The following is a 15,095-nucleotide window of genomic DNA, read 5'->3' as shown; positions in this document are numbered from 1 at the left end:
AGCCCGTCCCTGTCGCCGCGACCGTCGTCGCGCGTCGACAGCGCACGGCGCCCGGTCGCGCCTCGACCCGCCGCCGACGGTCGTGACCGGCGCGTTCCTGGCCGGCCTGGTCGCCGGCTACGGCGTCGCCATCCCGGTCGGCGCGATCGCCGTGCTCATCCTGGGGCTCAGCGCCCGGACGTCGTTCCGGGTCGGCGCGGCCGCCGCGCTCGGGGTGGCCACCGCCGACGGCCTCTACGCCGCGGTGGCGGCCCTCGGCGGGGCGGTGGTCGCCGGGCTGATCGCCCCGGTCGCCGGCCCGCTGCGGCTGGCCGCCGCGCTCGTGCTGCTCGCCATCGCCGGCCACGGCGCCTGGCGGGCGCTGCGACCCCGAACCGCGCCAGCCGGTCCCGCCGACGGTCGCCGGGGACTGGACACCCCGACCCGGGCCTTCGCCGGGGTGCTGGCGCTGACCCTGCTGAACCCGGCGACGGTGGTCTACTTCGCCGCCCTCGTCATCGGTCGGCAGGGCGGTGCGGATCCGGGCGCGGCCGACGCGCTGCTCTTCGTGGTGGGCGCCTTCCTCGCCTCGGCCAGCTGGCAGTTGCTGATCGCCGGTGGGGGCACCCTGGTCGGGCGGCTGCTGACCGGGCCGCGCGGCCGCCGCGTCACGGCCCTGGTCTCCAGCGCCCTGATCGCGGCCCTGGCGACAGCCATGCTGCTGCCAGGATGAGGCCGCCACCACCGCCCCGTGGCGCCCGCCAGACGACGCGTGTGCGGGCGGCCCGACCGGGGCGTGCGGCCAACCGGTCGCGGGCACCCTCGACCGAGGTGCCCGCCGAGCCGGCGCCGGCGGTCAGCCGGCGTAGCCGGGGGACATCGCCGCCGCCAGGCGCAGGTGGGCGGTGGCTCGGGGATCGCCCTGCCGCTGGAGGGTCCGCCCCAGCAGCAACCGCACGTACGAGTCGTCCGGCGCCTGCGCCGCGAGCGGCTCCAGGATCCGCAGCGCCCGGTTGAGCTGGGCGGAGTGGAAGTAGGCCCGGGCGGCGAGCAGTCGGGTGCCGCGATCGTCGCCGTGGCTGTCGAGCAGGGGCCGGAGCAGGGTGAGGGCGCCCAGGGGATCACCGAGGTCCAGCAGCGCCTCGGCGTGCCGGAGGCGTTCGACCTCCTCGGGGACCCGGCGCGGGCTGCGGCCGGCGGCCCCGGCCAGGAAGGCGTGGATCACCTCCGGGGGCTGCGCGCCGCGCAGGGCCGCGCCGTTCGCGACGAACGTCGGGGACGTCGCCACCCCCGTGGCCCGGCCCCGCAGCACCAGTTCCCGGACGGTCGTGTCGCCCGCGCCGTCGGCGAGCAGCCCGCCGCCCGCGGGGAACCCGGCCCGGCGGCACACCTCGTCCAGCACGCCGGGGAGGCTGATGTCCAGGGCGTCGACGAAGTGCGCCCGCATGACCTCCTCGGCGACCGCGTCCTGCAGCCGCGGGCCGCCGGCGTCGTGGGCGAGGGCGATGAGGCGGTGGGCGTCGTGGCTGCTGGCCCGCCAGCCGGCCCCCCAGCGGGGGCCGAGACCCTCGGCGAGCGCGATGCGGGACACGCGTTCCCGGTTCTCGCCGGGCGTGAGGCCCGGCGCGCACCCGCGGAGGGCGGCGTCCACCGTCGGGTCGCGGAGCACGTCGGCCAGGGGCTCACCGGGGGTGGGGGCGGCGGGGTCGATCCGGTACGGCCGCCAGACGACCTCGACCGGGTCGCCCGGCCAGGACGCCAGCGCCCGCTCCAGCCGCCGCTTGCCGATGTACGCCCACGGGCAGACGACGTCCGCCCAGATCTCGATCCGCATGGGCCGAGAGGTTACACGACACGTGTCGTATAAACCACGGGTGTCGTATAGTGGCGGGGTGAACTCCTCCGACCCCCGCGTCCTGCGGACCCGGGCCAGGTTGCGCGCGGCCGTCCTGGAACTGGCGGCCGAGCGGGAGCTGGGCGACATCACGATCGCCGAGGTGGCCAAGCGGGCCGGGGTCAACCGCGCGACGACCTACCTGCACTTCCCCGACCTGGACGCGCTCGTCACCGACGCGATGGAGGAGGCCGTCGCCCAGGTGGCCCGCGCCGCGGCGCTCTGCCCGCTGGACGCCCCGCGCGACGAGCCGCCGCAGCCGCTGCGCGACCTCTTCGACATCGTGGCCGCCAACGCGGTTCTCTACCGCAGGATGCTGTCCCCGCACGGCAGCGCCCGCTTCGCGGCGGGCCTGCGCGACCGGCTCGCCGCCGAACTGCGGCGCAGCCTGGCGACGCGGGCACGGCCGCGGGGAGTGGACGAAGTGCCGGTGGACGTCCACGCCGCCTACCTCGCCGGCGCCCTCACCGGCGTCATCGCCACCTGGACGGCGGCGCGGGCCCCCGCCGGCGCGGCCGACACGGCACTCGCGACGTGGCGGTTGCTCCGTGGTTGAGCCGGTTCGCGTTACGTCATTCGGGAGGTTGCCGTGGTCGGCAGGCCGGCGGTAGGCGGCGGTCGGTGGGTCGAGGTGGACCCCGGCCGGGTGGGCCGCTGGGTCACCGGCTTCACCGACCGGCACGGCCCGCCCGTCACCACCGCCGAGGGCTACGGCCTGCGACTCGCCGCCCCGGACGGCGCGACCGCCGAGCTGCACACCCCACCGGGCGCCCCGGCCACCGCCGACCTGGCCGGGTTCGTGGCCGCCGCGACCGCGCCCCGCCGGATCGGCCTGCTGCTCGCCCGCAAGGGCGCGGTGGCGGTGGGCGTCGCGGCGGGGGAGGAGCTGGAGGTCTCCAAGGTGGACACCCGCTACGTGCAGGGCCGCACCGCCGCCGGGGGCTGGTCCCAGCAGCGCTTCGCCCGGCGCCGCGACAACCAGGCGAAGGCGGCGCTGGCCGACGCCGCCGAGCTGGCCGTACGGCTGCTGCTGCCGGCCGCGTCGACGCTGAGCGCGCTGGTCTGCGGGGGTGACCGGCGGGCGGTGGACACCGTGCTGGCCGACCGGCGGCTCGCCCCGCTGGCCGCGCTGCGCGCCGAGCGCCTGCTCGACGTGCCCGAACCCCGGCACGCCGTGCTGGTCGGCGCGATCGCCGCCGCCCGGGCGGTGCGGATCCTGGTCCGCGACCCCGAGCCCACCTGACCCCCCGGCCTCGGCAGCGCCGCCGAGGGCGGTCGACCGCGCGGCGGGCGCACTAGGCTGGGCGCGACGGTCGGGAAGGAGCCGGGATGGCGGAGACGGCCGCGGCCGACGTCGTCGTGATCGGCGACGACGCCCCGGACGACGACCTGGTCGTGGAGAGCCTGGGCCAGCGGATCCGGCGGCTGCGGGTGGCCCTGGGCCTGACCCAGCAACAGGTCGTCGGCACCCGCTACACCCGCGCCTTCCTCGGCGCGGTGGAGTCGGGCGCCCGCGCACCCAGCCCGGAGGCGCTGGCGTACGTCGCGCGGCGGCTCGGGGTGCCGGTGGACGACCTGCGGTACGGCCGGCCACCCGGGGTGGCCGATCAGCTCGCGGCCGAGCACGCGGCCGCCCGGCGGGCCCTGTCCGCCGGACAGGTGGCCGCCGCCGAGCGGGCGCTGACCCGGATCCGCCGCCGCGCCGACCACTACCGCCTCCCCGAACTGGCCGGCTGGGCCGGCTACCACCTGGCGGAGGCGCAGCTGCACCGCGGGCTGACCGAGGACGCCGCCGCCCGCTACGACGAGCTGGCCCGTGCGGTCCCCGACGGGTGCCCGGCGCTGCGCGCGGCGGTGCTGGCCCGGCAGGCGTACTGCCTGCTGGTCACCGGGGACGCGCCGCGGGCGGTGGCGATCCTCGAGGGCGGCCTGCGGGCGCTCCGGGCGACCCCGCCGGTGGACGCCGACGCCGAGCTGCGGCTGACCAACGCACTGATGTACACCTTCCTCGAACTGAGCTGGCGGGACCGGGCCCGGCGGCTGGAGCGGGACGTCTCCCCGCTGCTGGATCGGGTGGCCAACCAGGAGTGGGTGGCGCAGTTCCACGCCATCGCCGGGCAGCTGCGCCGCGACGGCGAGCTGGCCGAGGCGGACCACCACCTGCGGGAGGCCGGTCGCCGCTACGCCGAGCTGGGATTGACCCGGGAGATCGGGCTGTGCCGGTGGGCCCGTGGCTACGTGCTGCTGCGGGCCGGCCGCCCGGGGGAGGCGGGCACCGAGCTGCGCCGGGCCCGCGAGATCCTGGGCGCCGTCGGCGCGGTGCTCGACGAGGCGGGGGCGACCCTGGAGCTGGCCGAGGCGCGCCGCCGGGAGGGCGTACTGGACGAGGCGGGCGAGCTGGCCGAGCACGCCGCCCGGACGGCGACGGCCTGCGACCACCGGGAGCTGATGGCCGAGGCCGACCGGGTACGCGGGCTGGTGCGGGCCGCCCAGGGCGACGCCGACCAGGCGCGGCGGCTGCTGCTACGGGCGGTCGACCGGTACGAGCGGGCCGGCCTGATGGGCGACGTGGTGATCACCTGCCGCCACCTCGCCGAGCTGCTGCTGGCCGGGGCCGAGCGGGACGCGGCCGCGGCGGTGCTGCGGCGCGGGCTGCGTGCGGCGGAGCGGCTGTCGTGACCGGGCCGGAGCCCGGTACGCCGGGGGCGACGGCGCTGGGCGCGCGGATCCAGCGGCTGCGCGCGGCCCGGGGGCTCACCCAGCGTGCCCTGGCCGAGCCCCGGTACACCGCTGCCTACGTCTCCGCCGTGGAGGGTGGGCGGCGGGTGCCCTCCGCCGACGCGGTCGCCCACTTCGCCGAGCGGCTCGGCGTCACCCCGGCGGACCTGGCCACCGGCCGCTCGCCGGCCGACGTGCTCCGCCTGCGGGTCCGGCTGGTCCGGGCGGACCTGGCCGGCGCCACCGGCGAGACGGCCACCGTGCTGCACGGGGTGGCCGCCGCCGCCGCGGAGCTGGACGAGCCGGTGGTGGCCGCCCGGGCCCGGCTCGGACTGGCCACTGTGGCGCTGCGCCGGGACGACCCGGACACCGCCTCGGCCCAGCTCGACCGGGCGGAGGCGCTGCTGGCCGGGGCGCCGCCGCCGGTCCGCGCCGAGGTGGCCGCCGGCCGGGCCGCGGTGGCGTACCACACCGGTGACCCCCGGTACGCCCGCTACCTGCTCACCGAGGCGCGGGACGCGTTGACCCGGGACGGCTTTCCGGACCCGTCTGCCCTGCTGACCCTGTGCGCGGACCTGGTGCTCTGCCACGTCGCGCTCGGCGACGGGGAGGCGGCCGCCGAGGCCGCCGGGCAGGCCCTCGCGCTGGCCGTGCTGCCCGCACCGGCCCGGGTGGCCGAGCTGCACCTGACAGTGGCGGAATCGCTGCTCGCCGCGGGAGGTACCGCGGAGGCCGCCGTCGCCGTGGAACAGGCCCGGCAGGCCGCCCGCCAGGTCGCCATGCGGGTGCAGTTGGCCTGCTGCCGCCGGGCCCGCGGGCACGGACGCCGGGCCGCCGGCGACCTGGCCGGCGCCCTCGCCGACCTGGCCACCGCGCACACCGCGCTGACCGACGCCGGGCAGCGGGCCCTGGCCCGGGAGGCCGGTGTGGACCTCGCCGAGGTCTACCACGCGCTCGGCCAGCCGGAGCACGCCGAGGCGCTGCTCCGCGACGCCGCCGATCCGGGCGGCGACGTGGCGGTGGCGGCCCGGGCCGACCGGGTACGCGGTCTGCTGCGGGCCGACGCCGGGGACCAGGCGGCCGCCGAGCGGCACCTGCGCGCTGCGGCCGCGGGTTTCCGGGCGGCCGGATGGCGCCGGGAACTGGCGGCGGTGGTCCTGCTGCTCGCCGACCGGCTGGAGCGGTGGGGCCGGCCGGGTGACGCGCTCGACCTGCTCCGCGACGGGTTGCACCAGGTGGAGCAGCTCGGCGAGCGGGTGACCGGGTCCCGCGCCACCGCCTGACCCGGCCGGCGCCTGCCCGGCGGGACCGACCGGGGTTCGCACCCGCGCCGCGGGTGCGAACCCCGGTGACCGGCCGCCCGCCCGCGACCCGGGGGCGGGCGGCCGGTCCCTCCCCCGGGTCAGTCCGCGGCCCAGAGCGCCGGCGCCCGCGGCGGCTCCCAGCCGACCTGCGCGGTGTGGGCCTGGAGGCAGCGGTAGCCGAGACCGCCGTAGGTCACCCGGGCCCCGGCCGGGTAGGCGGTGCCGGGCGCCCAGGTTCCGCCGGGCGCGGTGCCGGTCGGGGTGGGCGTGGGCGCGGAGGTCACGTTGAGCACGAAGTCGAAGCTGCCCTCCCGGCCGCCGGCCACCGTCCGGACCGTCATCAGCAGGGCGGCGTCGAAGATCGGGTCGGTGTTGTTGCGGGGCTCGCCCGGGAAGTAGAGCTGGGTGGTGAGCACCGGCCGGTTGGGCGCCTGCGCCTTGACGTGGATGTGCCGGGTGCGCCCGGGGTAGAGGCCCGGCACGATGGTGCTCAGCCGGTACCCGCCCGAGGCGTCGGTGAACTGGTGCCCGCGCAGCCGGTAGCCGGTGTTGTCGTAGGCGCCGTTGGCGTCCGCCTGCCAGAAGTCCAGCAGCACGCCGGGGACCGGCCGGCAGTCCAGCCCGAAGACGTGGCCGATGACGGTGAGCCGGGTGCCGACCACGCCGGGCTCGATCAGTGAGGTGCGCCGGGGTGAGTTCGGCTTGAAGTACGGCCCCTCCATCTGTTCCGGCGTCGGGTCGTCGCCGTCGTCGCAGTACGGGGTGAGCGGGGGCGGGGACGTCAGGGTGGTCGCCTCGGTGCCGGCGCCCGAAGCGGCCCCGGCGGCGAGGAGCGGGACGGGCAGGGCCAGCGCCGCGGCCTTCAGCACGCTCTTGCGGGACACGCCACCACCGTGGCGGGGGTCGGCCGGCTCCGCTGCGTCTCTGGGTGCGCCGTTCATGAGCGTTCCTCCTCGTCTCCGACGGGTTTCCCGGCCCCGGATGGCCGGTGGCGGCCCGGACCGCCCGGGGCCGGGCCGGCCACCCGACGCTATTGACCGGCGTCAGGATCCGTCGATGTGTGGCCGGACGGGGTCGTGGTGTTTTCCGCCGTGCCGCCGGAACGCGCCGGGGGAGTCGCCGACCTCGCGGCGGAAGAACCGGCAGAAGTAGGCGGGATCGGCGAAGCCGAGCCGGCCGGCGATCGCGGCCACGGTGAGGTCCGTCCCGGCCAGCAGGCGTTTCGCCTCCAGCACCCGGGCGCGGCGGATCAGCCGGGCGGGAGTGGTCCCGGTGGCGAGCGGCACCGCGTCGTTGAGGTGGCGCACCGACACGCCGATCCGGCGCGCGTACGCGTGGGGCGGCTGGCCGACCAGGTCCGGATCGGCGAGCAGTTCCTCGAAGTGGCGGGCGATGGCGGCGGCCCGCCGGTCTCGGGCGGCCGGCGGCTCCGGGGGCGGGTGCGAGGCCGGTGCCGTGGGGCGGGACCGCAGCGCCTCGGTGAGCAGGAGGTGCAGATAGGCCCGGAGTGGGCCCGCGCGGCCCGGTCCGGGGCGGTGGTACTCGGCGGTCGCCCAGCGCAGCAGCGTGGCGATCCGCCGCGCCTGCGCGGCGTCCCGGGGGCGCCAGGAGCGGTGGCCCGAGCGGTGCAGCGCGTCGCGGTCCGCCGGGGCGGTGAGCAGGAACTCGGCGGTGCAGAGCAGCACGTGGCCGCGCAGCTCGCGCTGGTCCCGCCACTGGTGCACCTGGCCGGGCGTGACGACGAACAGGTGCGGCGGCCGGACGGGATGGGTGTCGAGGTCGATCAGGTGCGCCGCCCGGCCGTGGGTCACGTACACCAGCTCGTAGAAGGTGTGCCGGTGCGGGAAGTCGGCGCGGGACAGCGGACCGAGCTCGTCGAAGGTGCCGACGGCGAAGGGCAGGTCGTCCTGGTCGGGTACGGCCAGGTGGTGCCGGGGCAGCGCCGGTGGCGGACCGGCGGCGCCCGGTCGTGATCGGACGGACGGGATCCGGCCGGCGGCCGGGTCGGGCGAGCGCGACGGCGACACGGGCAGCCCCCTGAACTGGCGTGAGCAAATTGGTAAGAGTCTTTATTGACGGCGTCGGATGTCTAACCTACGGTGATGGCAACAGGGTTAACAACAACTGTTTTCTCTCCTGTAGCGCACCGGTGGTGAGCCTGCCGGACGGCACGTCGTGCCTGCTCGTAGCCGGTCGCTTCGACCCTCCACATCGTCTCGACCCCGCGAGGAGACCCCATGCTCCGACGAACTACCACCGTGGCGGCGACTACCCTCGGTGCCGCCGCGCTGGTGCTGACCGTGGCGCTGACCGCCCACGCCAGCGCCGACCCCACCGCCGCGCCCGCCGCCCCCGTCGCCGCCCCCGACGGCGTCGCCCCCGAGGTGTTCGCCGCCCTGCAACGGGACCTGCGGCTGACTCCGGCCCAGGCCAAGGCCCGGCTCGACGTCGACGACCGGGCCAGCCGGGTGCAGCAGGTGCTGCGCAGCACCCTCGGCGCCCGCTACGGCGGCACCTGGGTGGGGGAGCGGGGTGACGCCGTGTCGGTTGGCGTCACCACCACCGCCGACGCCGCCACGGTGCGCAACCTCGGCGCTGTCCCGGTGCCGGTGACCCACCCCGAGCAGGCCCTGGACCGGGCGGTCGACCGGCTCAACGGACGGGCCGCCGCCGCCCCCGCCACGGTCGTTGGCTGGTACGCCGACCTTCCCGGCAACGCCGTCGTGGTCCTCGCCCGGGACGGCGGCGCGGCCGCGGCCCGGTCCTTCGCCGCCGCCGCCGGGGTGCCGGCCGACGTGCTGCGCGTCCGGGCCAGCACGGAGGATCCACGGCCGTACGTCGAGGTGATCGGCGGCAACGCCTACTACACCGGCAGCAGCCGGTGCTCGATCGGCTTCTCGGTGAACGGTGGCTTCGTCACCGCCGGCCACTGTGGCCGGGTCGGGGCCCGCACCTCGCAGCCCGCCGGCACGGTGCGCGGCTCGACGTTCCCCGGCCGGGACTACGCCTGGGTGCAGGTGGACGCCGGGAACACCCCGCGCGGGCTGGTGAACGACTACCGCGGCGGAACGGTGGCGGTGGCCGGCAGCGTCGAGGCCGCGGTGGGCGCGGCGGTCTGCCGCTCCGGCTCCACCACCGGGTGGCGCTGCGGCACCATCCAGCAGAAGAACGCCTCGGTGACCTACCCGGAGGGCACGGTGACCGGCCTGACCCGGAGCAACGCCTGCGCCGAGCCGGGTGACTCCGGCGGTTCGTGGATCTCCGGCAACCAGGCCCAGGGGGTCACCTCGGGCGGCTCCGGCAACTGCAGCACCGGCGGGACGATGTACTTCCAGCCGGTCAACCCGATCCTGGCGGCGTACGGGCTGACGCTGGTCACCAGCGGCGGCGGCCCCGGGCCGAGCCCGACGCCCACCGCGACCGGCACCCCGCCGGACGGCACCACCTGGCAGGTCGGCACCACGTACGCCACCGGCGCGACGGTGAGCTACGCGGGCGTGTCCTACCGCTGCCTCCAGGGGCACACCGCCCAGCCGGGTTGGGAGCCGCCCAACGTGCCGGCACTCTGGCAGCGGATCTGACACCCCGCCGCTGCCGGACGCCGCGGGCCCGGTCGTCGTGGCGACCGGGCCCGCACGCGTCCGTCCCCGGGGCGGTCATCCCGCCCCACCCGCCGTCAGAGCGCGCCGCCGAAGGTGTCGCAGGACTTCGGGTCGCCGGTGGAGTAGCCCCGGGTGAACCACTCCTTGCGCTGGGCCGAGGAGCCGTGGGTGAACTCCTCGGGGTTCACCGGCCGGTTCGCCCGCTCGGAGATGGCGTCGTCGCCGATCTTCTCCGCCGCGTCGATGGCCTGCGCGATGTCCTGCTCGGTGATGCTGGTGAAGATCTTCTGGCCGCTCTCGTCCGCGGTGCCGGTGGCGTTCTTCGCCCACGCGCCGGCGTAGCAGTCGGCCTGGAGTTCCAGCTTCACCGACAGCGCGTTCGCGTTGTCCGGGTCGCGCTGCTGCTGGCGGCGCATCTGCGCCTCGGTGCCGAGCAGGTCCTGCACGTGGTGGCCGTACTCGTGGGCCAGCACGTACGGCTGGGCGAACTCGCCGGAGGCGCCGAGCTGCTCGGCGAGCACCCGGTAGAAGGTCAGGTCGATGTAGACCAGGTCGTCGGCGGGGCAGTAGAACGGGCCGACGCCGGAGTCGGCCTGGCCGCAGGCGGTGTTCACGCCCTGGCTGAAGAACACGGTGCGGGACGGGCGGTACTGCTCGCCGAACGCCTCCGGCAGCGCCGTCCGCCAGTACGCCTGGATCGAGTTCACGTAGAGGGTGTTGCGGCAGTCGAGCTGCTGGAGCGCGTCGTCGGCGGAGCACTTCTGCTCCAGCGAGGTGTTGTCGCCCTGCTCGCCGCCGCCGCCGTTGGTCGCCGCGTTCAGCCCGAAGCCGCCGCCGACCAGGGCGACCAGCACGGCGACGATGATGCCGACGAGGCCGCCGCGGCCGCCACCGATCGGGATCGGAATGCCGCCCAGGCCGCCGCCTCCGCCGGACCCTCGCCGGTCGTCCACCTGGCTGGTGTCGATCCGCGCGTTCTCGTTCAGCTCCATGTCTACCCCGATCACCGATTTGATCCGTCGTGGTGGTTGCGGTACCGGACCGGGTCCGGACGCCGATTCGGGTACCCGATGATCTTGGTCGGTAATCCGGCGGAGGCGCCGGGCGTCCCCCGGTACACTTGCCGCGTGCTGCTCTGCGAAGGCTGAACCGCCCCGCGCCGACGGTCCCTCCGGCCCGCCGGCGCTCTCGCGTGCCCTGAGTCAGCCCTTCCAGACCCCGAGAGCGAGTTCTCCGACATGATCACTGCCACCGGCCTGGAACTGCGTGCCGGCGCCCGGATCCTGCTGTCCGACACCACGCTGCGGGTGCAACCGGGCGACCGGATCGGCCTGGTCGGCCGCAACGGCGCCGGCAAGACCACCACGCTGAAGGTGCTCGCCGGCGAGGGGCAGCCGTACGCCGGGCAGATCGACCGGCGCAGCGCCATCGGCTACCTGCCGCAGGACCCGCGCACCGGCGACCTGGACGTCACCGGCCGGGACCGGGTCCTCTCCGCCCGTGGCCTGGACGTGCTGATGGCCCAGATGAAGGAGATCGAGGCCAAGCTCGCCGACGACGCGGACGAGAAGCTGGTCCGCCGCTACGGCGTGCTGGAGGACCAGTTCGCCTCGCTCGGCGGGTACGCGGCCGAGGCGGAGGCCGCCCGGATCTGCGCCAACCTGGGCCTGCCCGACCGGGCGCTCGCCCAGACCATCGGCACCCTCTCCGGCGGCCAGCGCCGCCGCATCGAGCTGGCCCGGATCCTGTTCCGCGACGCCGGCGAGAACGGCGGCGGCATCCTGCTGCTGGACGAGCCGACCAACCACCTCGACGCCGACTCGATCACCTGGCTGCGCGGCTTCCTCGCCAACCACAAGGGCGGCCTGATCGTGATCAGCCACGACGCCTCGCTGCTCGAGGCGGTGGTGAACAAGGTCTGGTTCCTGGACGCCACCCGCTCCGTGGTGGACGTCTACAACCTGGGCTGGAAGGCGTACCTGGCGCAGCGGGAGACCGACGAGCGCCGCCGGCGCCGGGAGCGGGCCAACGCCGAGAAGAAGGCCGGCGCGCTGATGGCGCAGGCCGACAAGATGCGGGCCAAGGCCACCAAGACCGTCGCCGCGCAGAACATGGCCCGGCGGGCCGAGCGGCTCATCGCCGGCCTGGAGGAGGTACGCGTCGCCGACAAGGTGGCCAAGGTGCGCTTCCCCAGCCCGGCACCGTGCGGCAAGACCCCGCTCACCGCGACCGGCCTGTCGAAGTCGTACGGGTCGCTGGAGATCTTCACCGACGTGAACGTGGCGGTGGACCGGGGCTCCCGGGTGGCCATCCTCGGGCTCAACGGCGCCGGCAAGACCACCCTGCTGCGCATCCTCGGCGGCCTGTTGGAGCCGGACACCGGCCAGGTCAACCCGGGGCACGGGCTGCGGCTGGGCTACTACGCCCAGGAACACGAGACGCTGGACGTGGACCGTACGGTGCTGGAGCACATGCGCAGCGCCGCGGCCGAGCAGACCGACACCGACCTGCGCAAGATCCTCGGCGCGTTCCTCTTCTCCGGCGAGGACGTGGACAAGCCCGCCGGGGTGCTCTCCGGCGGCGAGAAGACCCGGCTGGCCCTGGCCACGCTGGTCTGCTCGGGCGCGAACGTGCTGCTGCTGGACGAGCCGACGAACAACCTCGACCCGGTCAGCCGGGAGCAGGTGCTCGACGCCATAGCCCGCTACCCGGGCGCGATCGTGCTGGTCACCCACGACCCCGGCGCGGTCATGGCGCTCAAGCCCGACCGGGCCATCCTGCTGCCCGACGGCGACGAGGACGCCTGGAGCGACGACCTGCTGGAACTCGTCGAACTCGCCTGATCCCCAGGTCATCCCTGTCCCGCGCCGGTGACGCTCCCACCAGGGCACACCCCGCACGGGTCGTCGATCTGGAGACGAACCTCCCGAGCCCGCGCCCGCCGATCCCACTACCAGCGCAAACAGGCCAAGTGACGGTGGAGTACTAGGCGCCTACTGTCGGAATGGGCCCCGGTTCGGCGATCGCGTGGATGAGACGCTCCAGTTGCGTCGCGAGCTGGCGTTGCTCGGTGCCCGTGAGGGCCGACAGCAGCTCTCGCTCCCGGTCGAAGATCTGCCCCGCGACGTGGTCGATGAGGTCTCGGCCGGCGTCGGTCAGCCGCACCAACACCCGGCGGCCCGAGCCGGGCGTCCTCGTGACCCACTCCTGTCGCTCCGCTCTGGTCAGGCGCTGGGAGATCGCCGCCGGCGTCACGAGGGTCTGCTCGGCGAGCTCGCGGGTGGACAGGGTGTAGGGGTGGCCCGACCGGCGGAGCGTGCCCAGCAGGTCCAGCAGGGCCGGGTCGATGTCCAGCGTGGCGAGCAGGCGGCGCCGCTCGTCGGCGAACACCTTGGCCAGCTGCCAGATGCGCGTCACGACCGCGATGGACGAGGGGTCGAGGTCGGGTCGTTCCCGTCGCCAGGCCGCCTCGATCCCGCCGGCCCTGTCGGTGCCTGTGTTCACCGGACCAGTGTACGTTAAGCTCTTAACAAGAACGTTTAGACCTTAACGGAGGACGCCATGTTCGTGGTCACCGGCGGAGGAACCGGCATCGGTCGCGCAGTCGCGTCGGCGCTGCACGAGCGGGGAGACAGGGTGCTGGTCACCGGGCGGCGGGCGGGCCCGCTGGAGGCGCTCTCCCGGGAGACCGGCGGCGGGATCGAGTTCCTGGCGTGCGACAACTCCGACCCGGCCGACGCGCGCCGGCTCGCCGAGTCGGTCACGGAGCCGGTCGACGGGCTCGTCCTGTGCGCGGGCGGCAACCCGGCCATCGGCCGCCCTGAGCCCGAGAGCCTCGCCGACGTCGCCGCCCTGCTCGACGAGACCATGGCCAGCAACGTCCGCTCGGTCGCGCTGACCGTCGCGGCGTTGGAGTCCCGCCTGGCCGACGGGGCCTCCGTGGTGCTGTTCGGGTCGATCGCGGCCGAGCGTGGGGTCGGGTTCTACGGGCCCGCCAAGGCGGCCGTCGCCTCCTACGCCGTGGGCCTGGCCGCCCGCCTCGGCGCCCGGGGGATCACGGTCAACTGCCTGGCTCCGGGGTACGTCGCGGGCACCGAGTTCTTCCGTGGCGGCATGACCAGGGAACGGGAGGAGCAGCTTCGCGGGCAGACGATGACGGGTCGCGTCGGGGCGCTCTCCGACGCGGTCGCCTGCGTCCTGTTCCTCCTCTCGCCGCAGGCCCGCCACGTCACCGGCCAGACGATCCACCTCAACGGCGGCGCCGTCACCACCCGATGACGGACTTCCTGCGCTCGTGGGTGCCAAGCGTGATCGCGTCCGTGGGCACCGGAGCCCTGTTGTTCCTCAGCAGTTGGTGGCTGGCGACCCACGCCAACGGCCTCGTCCTCGGCTGGGTCCTCGGGGGCACGGGTGTCGTCGCGCTGGTCACCAACGCACTGGCGAGCGGGTGGGTCGACCGCACGCCCCGCCGACGTAGCCTGTCGATCCTGCTGGTGGTGCTCCTCGCCGCCGCTGCGGGCTACGTCGTCGCGCTGGCCGGCGGCGTGTCCCCGGCAGCGCTGGTCGGTGTGGTCCTTCTTCACCTGGCCGTGGCCGTCGCGGAGATCGTCTACCTCGCGGCGATCGAAACCACGACGGTCGATGTCGCCCCCGGCCACTGGCCACGTCGGAGGCTCTCCCTCCTCGGTCAGGTGCACGGTCAACTGGAGCGAATCGTCTCGCCCGTCTTCGCGGGAGGGCTGATCGGCCTCGGGCACGCCCGCTCGGTGGCACCCGCGGCGCTGCTCCTGCTCGCACTGGCGCTCGGCGCCACCCTCCTGACCAGTTCGGCCCTCGGCCTCCGACGCCGGACGGGCACTGCCCGGCCGGCACGGGCGACCGGACCGCAGATGTCGACCAGGCGGGTGTGGCGGTACGTCACCGCCCGCCCGGACCTGCGTTACCTGCTCGCCTTCGGAGCATGGAGCAACCTGGCCGTGTCGCCGGTGCTGGCGATGCTCCCGGCCTGGTACGGCGACCTGCTGGGCCCCGGACCGGCGACGGCCGTCTGGTCGAGCCGAGCCCTCGCCGCGTACGCCGTGGGGATGATCCTCGGCAGCGTCCTCATCGGCGCCCGCTCGGTCGAGCCCGACGGGCACCGAGCGCTGCTGCAGGCGACCCTCGCCCACCTGTCGATCTGTGCGGGGCTCGCCGTCGCCGCGGCACTGGCGTCGACGTGGGCCATCGTCGTCGCCCTGTTCTGCGTGGGTGGGCTGTTCTCGGTGCTCGTCGCGGCCGGCGGTCAGGTCTGGCTGCACGCCGCCCCGGCCGAGGCCCGTGCGCGCATCCTCAGCCTGAAGCGGCTCGTCGCCTTCTCCACCATCCCGCTCGGCACCGCGCTCATGGGCGCGGTGGGGAACCGGTTCGGCTACCAGCAGTCGACGGGTCTCTTCGCCGCGACCTCGGCGGCCCTCACGCTGACGAGCCTCGTCGGTTGGCGGATCCGGGCCAGCGCCCGCGTGCGGGCGTAGCCGCCGCCGGGCCCGCCGATCAGCCCGGTCAGGGCCCGTCAGCGCCGGTCCGTCCGGTCAGAGCGGGTCAGGACCATCACCATCATCA

At 75.6% G+C, this 15,095-nt stretch carries 14 protein-coding genes; 9 read left to right on the top strand and 5 right to left on the bottom strand.

The annotated features are described in order from the left end of the window. Positions 1 to 82 precede the first annotated feature (82 nt). The gene (locus tag SM577_RS00200; protein WP_474582408.1) at positions 83 to 712 is read left to right on the top strand and encodes a LysE family transporter; all 630 of its coding nucleotides are present in this window, start codon (positions 83 to 85) and stop codon (positions 710 to 712) included. Positions 713 to 835: 123 nt separating this feature from the next. On the opposite strand, the gene SM577_RS00195 is transcribed toward SM577_RS00200, so the two are convergent. Then, positions 836 to 1,813 carry a DsbA family protein gene (locus tag SM577_RS00195; protein ID WP_474586023.1) on the bottom strand — a complete coding sequence of 326 codons (978 nt, stop codon included), beginning with the start codon at positions 1,811 to 1,813 and terminating at the stop codon, positions 836 to 838. A gap of 58 nt (positions 1,814 to 1,871) precedes the next feature. Here SM577_RS00195 and SM577_RS00190 point away from each other — a divergent pair, with 58 nt between their 5' ends. The 4 genes from SM577_RS00190 to SM577_RS00175 all read left to right on the top strand — a co-directional run bounded on the left by SM577_RS00190 (position 1,872) and on the right by SM577_RS00175 (position 5,874). Continuing rightward, the gene (locus SM577_RS00190) at positions 1,872 to 2,429 is read left to right on the top strand and encodes a TetR/AcrR family transcriptional regulator (protein ID WP_474586022.1); all 558 of its coding nucleotides are present in this window, start codon (positions 1,872 to 1,874) and stop codon (positions 2,427 to 2,429) included. Positions 2,430 to 2,462: 33 nt separating this feature from the next. Then, positions 2,463 to 3,116: an acVLRF1 family peptidyl-tRNA hydrolase gene (locus tag SM577_RS00185; protein WP_474582405.1), complete on the top strand. Its 654-nt coding sequence runs from the start codon at positions 2,463 to 2,465 to the stop codon at positions 3,114 to 3,116. Positions 3,117 to 3,202: 86 nt separating this feature from the next. Continuing rightward, positions 3,203 to 4,552 (top strand): helix-turn-helix domain-containing protein, encoded by a 1,350-nt coding sequence (locus SM577_RS00180; RefSeq protein WP_474586021.1) that lies wholly within the window; start codon positions 3,203 to 3,205, stop codon positions 4,550 to 4,552. Further along, positions 4,549 to 5,874: a helix-turn-helix domain-containing protein gene (locus tag SM577_RS00175; RefSeq protein WP_474586020.1), complete on the top strand. Its 1,326-nt coding sequence runs from the start codon at positions 4,549 to 4,551 to the stop codon at positions 5,872 to 5,874. Before SM577_RS00180 ends, SM577_RS00175 begins: the two co-directional genes overlap by 4 nt. 119 nt (positions 5,875 to 5,993) lie before the next feature. Here SM577_RS00175 and SM577_RS00170 read toward each other — a convergent pair whose 3' ends face one another. Next, the gene (locus tag SM577_RS00170; protein ID WP_474586019.1) at positions 5,994 to 6,779 is read right to left on the bottom strand and encodes a dioxygenase family protein; all 786 of its coding nucleotides are present in this window, start codon (positions 6,777 to 6,779) and stop codon (positions 5,994 to 5,996) included. A gap of 159 nt (positions 6,780 to 6,938) precedes the next feature. Then, positions 6,939 to 7,922 (bottom strand): helix-turn-helix domain-containing protein, encoded by a 984-nt coding sequence (locus SM577_RS00165; RefSeq protein WP_302920408.1) that lies wholly within the window; start codon positions 7,920 to 7,922, stop codon positions 6,939 to 6,941. A 210-nt stretch (positions 7,923 to 8,132) separates the two neighbouring features. On the opposite strand from SM577_RS00165, the gene SM577_RS00160 reads away from it, so the two are divergent. Further along, the gene (locus tag SM577_RS00160; RefSeq protein WP_474586018.1) at positions 8,133 to 9,476 is read left to right on the top strand and encodes a carbohydrate-binding protein; all 1,344 of its coding nucleotides are present in this window, start codon (positions 8,133 to 8,135) and stop codon (positions 9,474 to 9,476) included. Between the two features lie 95 nt (positions 9,477 to 9,571). Here SM577_RS00160 and ypfJ read toward each other — a convergent pair whose 3' ends face one another. Continuing rightward, entirely contained in the window at positions 9,572 to 10,489 is a 918-nt protein-coding gene (ypfJ, locus tag SM577_RS00155) for a KPN_02809 family neutral zinc metallopeptidase (protein ID WP_302920443.1), read from the bottom strand. Positions 10,490 to 10,735: 246 nt separating this feature from the next. Here ypfJ and SM577_RS00150 point away from each other — a divergent pair, with 246 nt between their 5' ends. Further along, entirely contained in the window at positions 10,736 to 12,340 is a 1,605-nt protein-coding gene (locus SM577_RS00150; RefSeq protein ID WP_302920406.1) for an ABC-F family ATP-binding cassette domain-containing protein, read from the top strand. 142 nt (positions 12,341 to 12,482) lie between these two features. Here the strand turns inward: SM577_RS00150 and SM577_RS00145 are convergent, their stop codons facing one another. Continuing rightward, positions 12,483 to 13,001: a MarR family winged helix-turn-helix transcriptional regulator gene (locus SM577_RS00145; protein ID WP_302920405.1), complete on the bottom strand. Its 519-nt coding sequence runs from the start codon at positions 12,999 to 13,001 to the stop codon at positions 12,483 to 12,485. Positions 13,002 to 13,058: 57 nt separating this feature from the next. Between SM577_RS00145 and SM577_RS00140 the strand changes: the two genes are divergently transcribed. Together SM577_RS00140 and SM577_RS00135 are read left to right on the top strand one after the other, a co-directional pair. After that, positions 13,059 to 13,775 carry an SDR family NAD(P)-dependent oxidoreductase gene (locus tag SM577_RS00140; protein WP_302920404.1) on the top strand — a complete coding sequence of 239 codons (717 nt, stop codon included), beginning with the start codon at positions 13,059 to 13,061 and terminating at the stop codon, positions 13,773 to 13,775. Between the two features lie 29 nt (positions 13,776 to 13,804). Further along, complete coding sequence (locus SM577_RS00135) at positions 13,805 to 15,007, top strand: MFS transporter (protein ID WP_302920403.1); 1,203 nt, start codon at positions 13,805 to 13,807, stop codon at positions 15,005 to 15,007. Positions 15,008 to 15,095 lie beyond the last annotated feature (88 nt).

The organism is Micromonospora desertarenae (assembly GCF_056150265.1).
The sequence above is the reverse complement of the archived record's forward strand: the minus strand, read 5'-3'. Positions and strand labels throughout refer to the sequence as shown.

Excerpts from the sequence above, each read along its gene's own strand:
- SM577_RS00195 (WP_474586023.1), bottom strand. The coding sequence starts at position 1,813 with ATGCGGATCGAGATCTGGGCGGACGTCGTCTGCCCGTGGGCGTACATC.
- SM577_RS00180 (WP_474586021.1), top strand. The coding sequence starts at position 3,203 with ATGGCGGAGACGGCCGCGGCCGACGTCGTCGTGATCGGCGACGACGCC.
- SM577_RS00160 (WP_474586018.1), top strand. The coding sequence starts at position 8,133 with ATGCTCCGACGAACTACCACCGTGGCGGCGACTACCCTCGGTGCCGCC.
- ypfJ (WP_302920443.1), bottom strand. The coding sequence starts at position 10,489 with ATGGAGCTGAACGAGAACGCGCGGATCGACACCAGCCAGGTGGACGAC.
- SM577_RS00150 (WP_302920406.1), top strand. The coding sequence starts at position 10,736 with ATGATCACTGCCACCGGCCTGGAACTGCGTGCCGGCGCCCGGATCCTG.
- SM577_RS00140 (WP_302920404.1), top strand. The coding sequence starts at position 13,059 with ATGTTCGTGGTCACCGGCGGAGGAACCGGCATCGGTCGCGCAGTCGCG.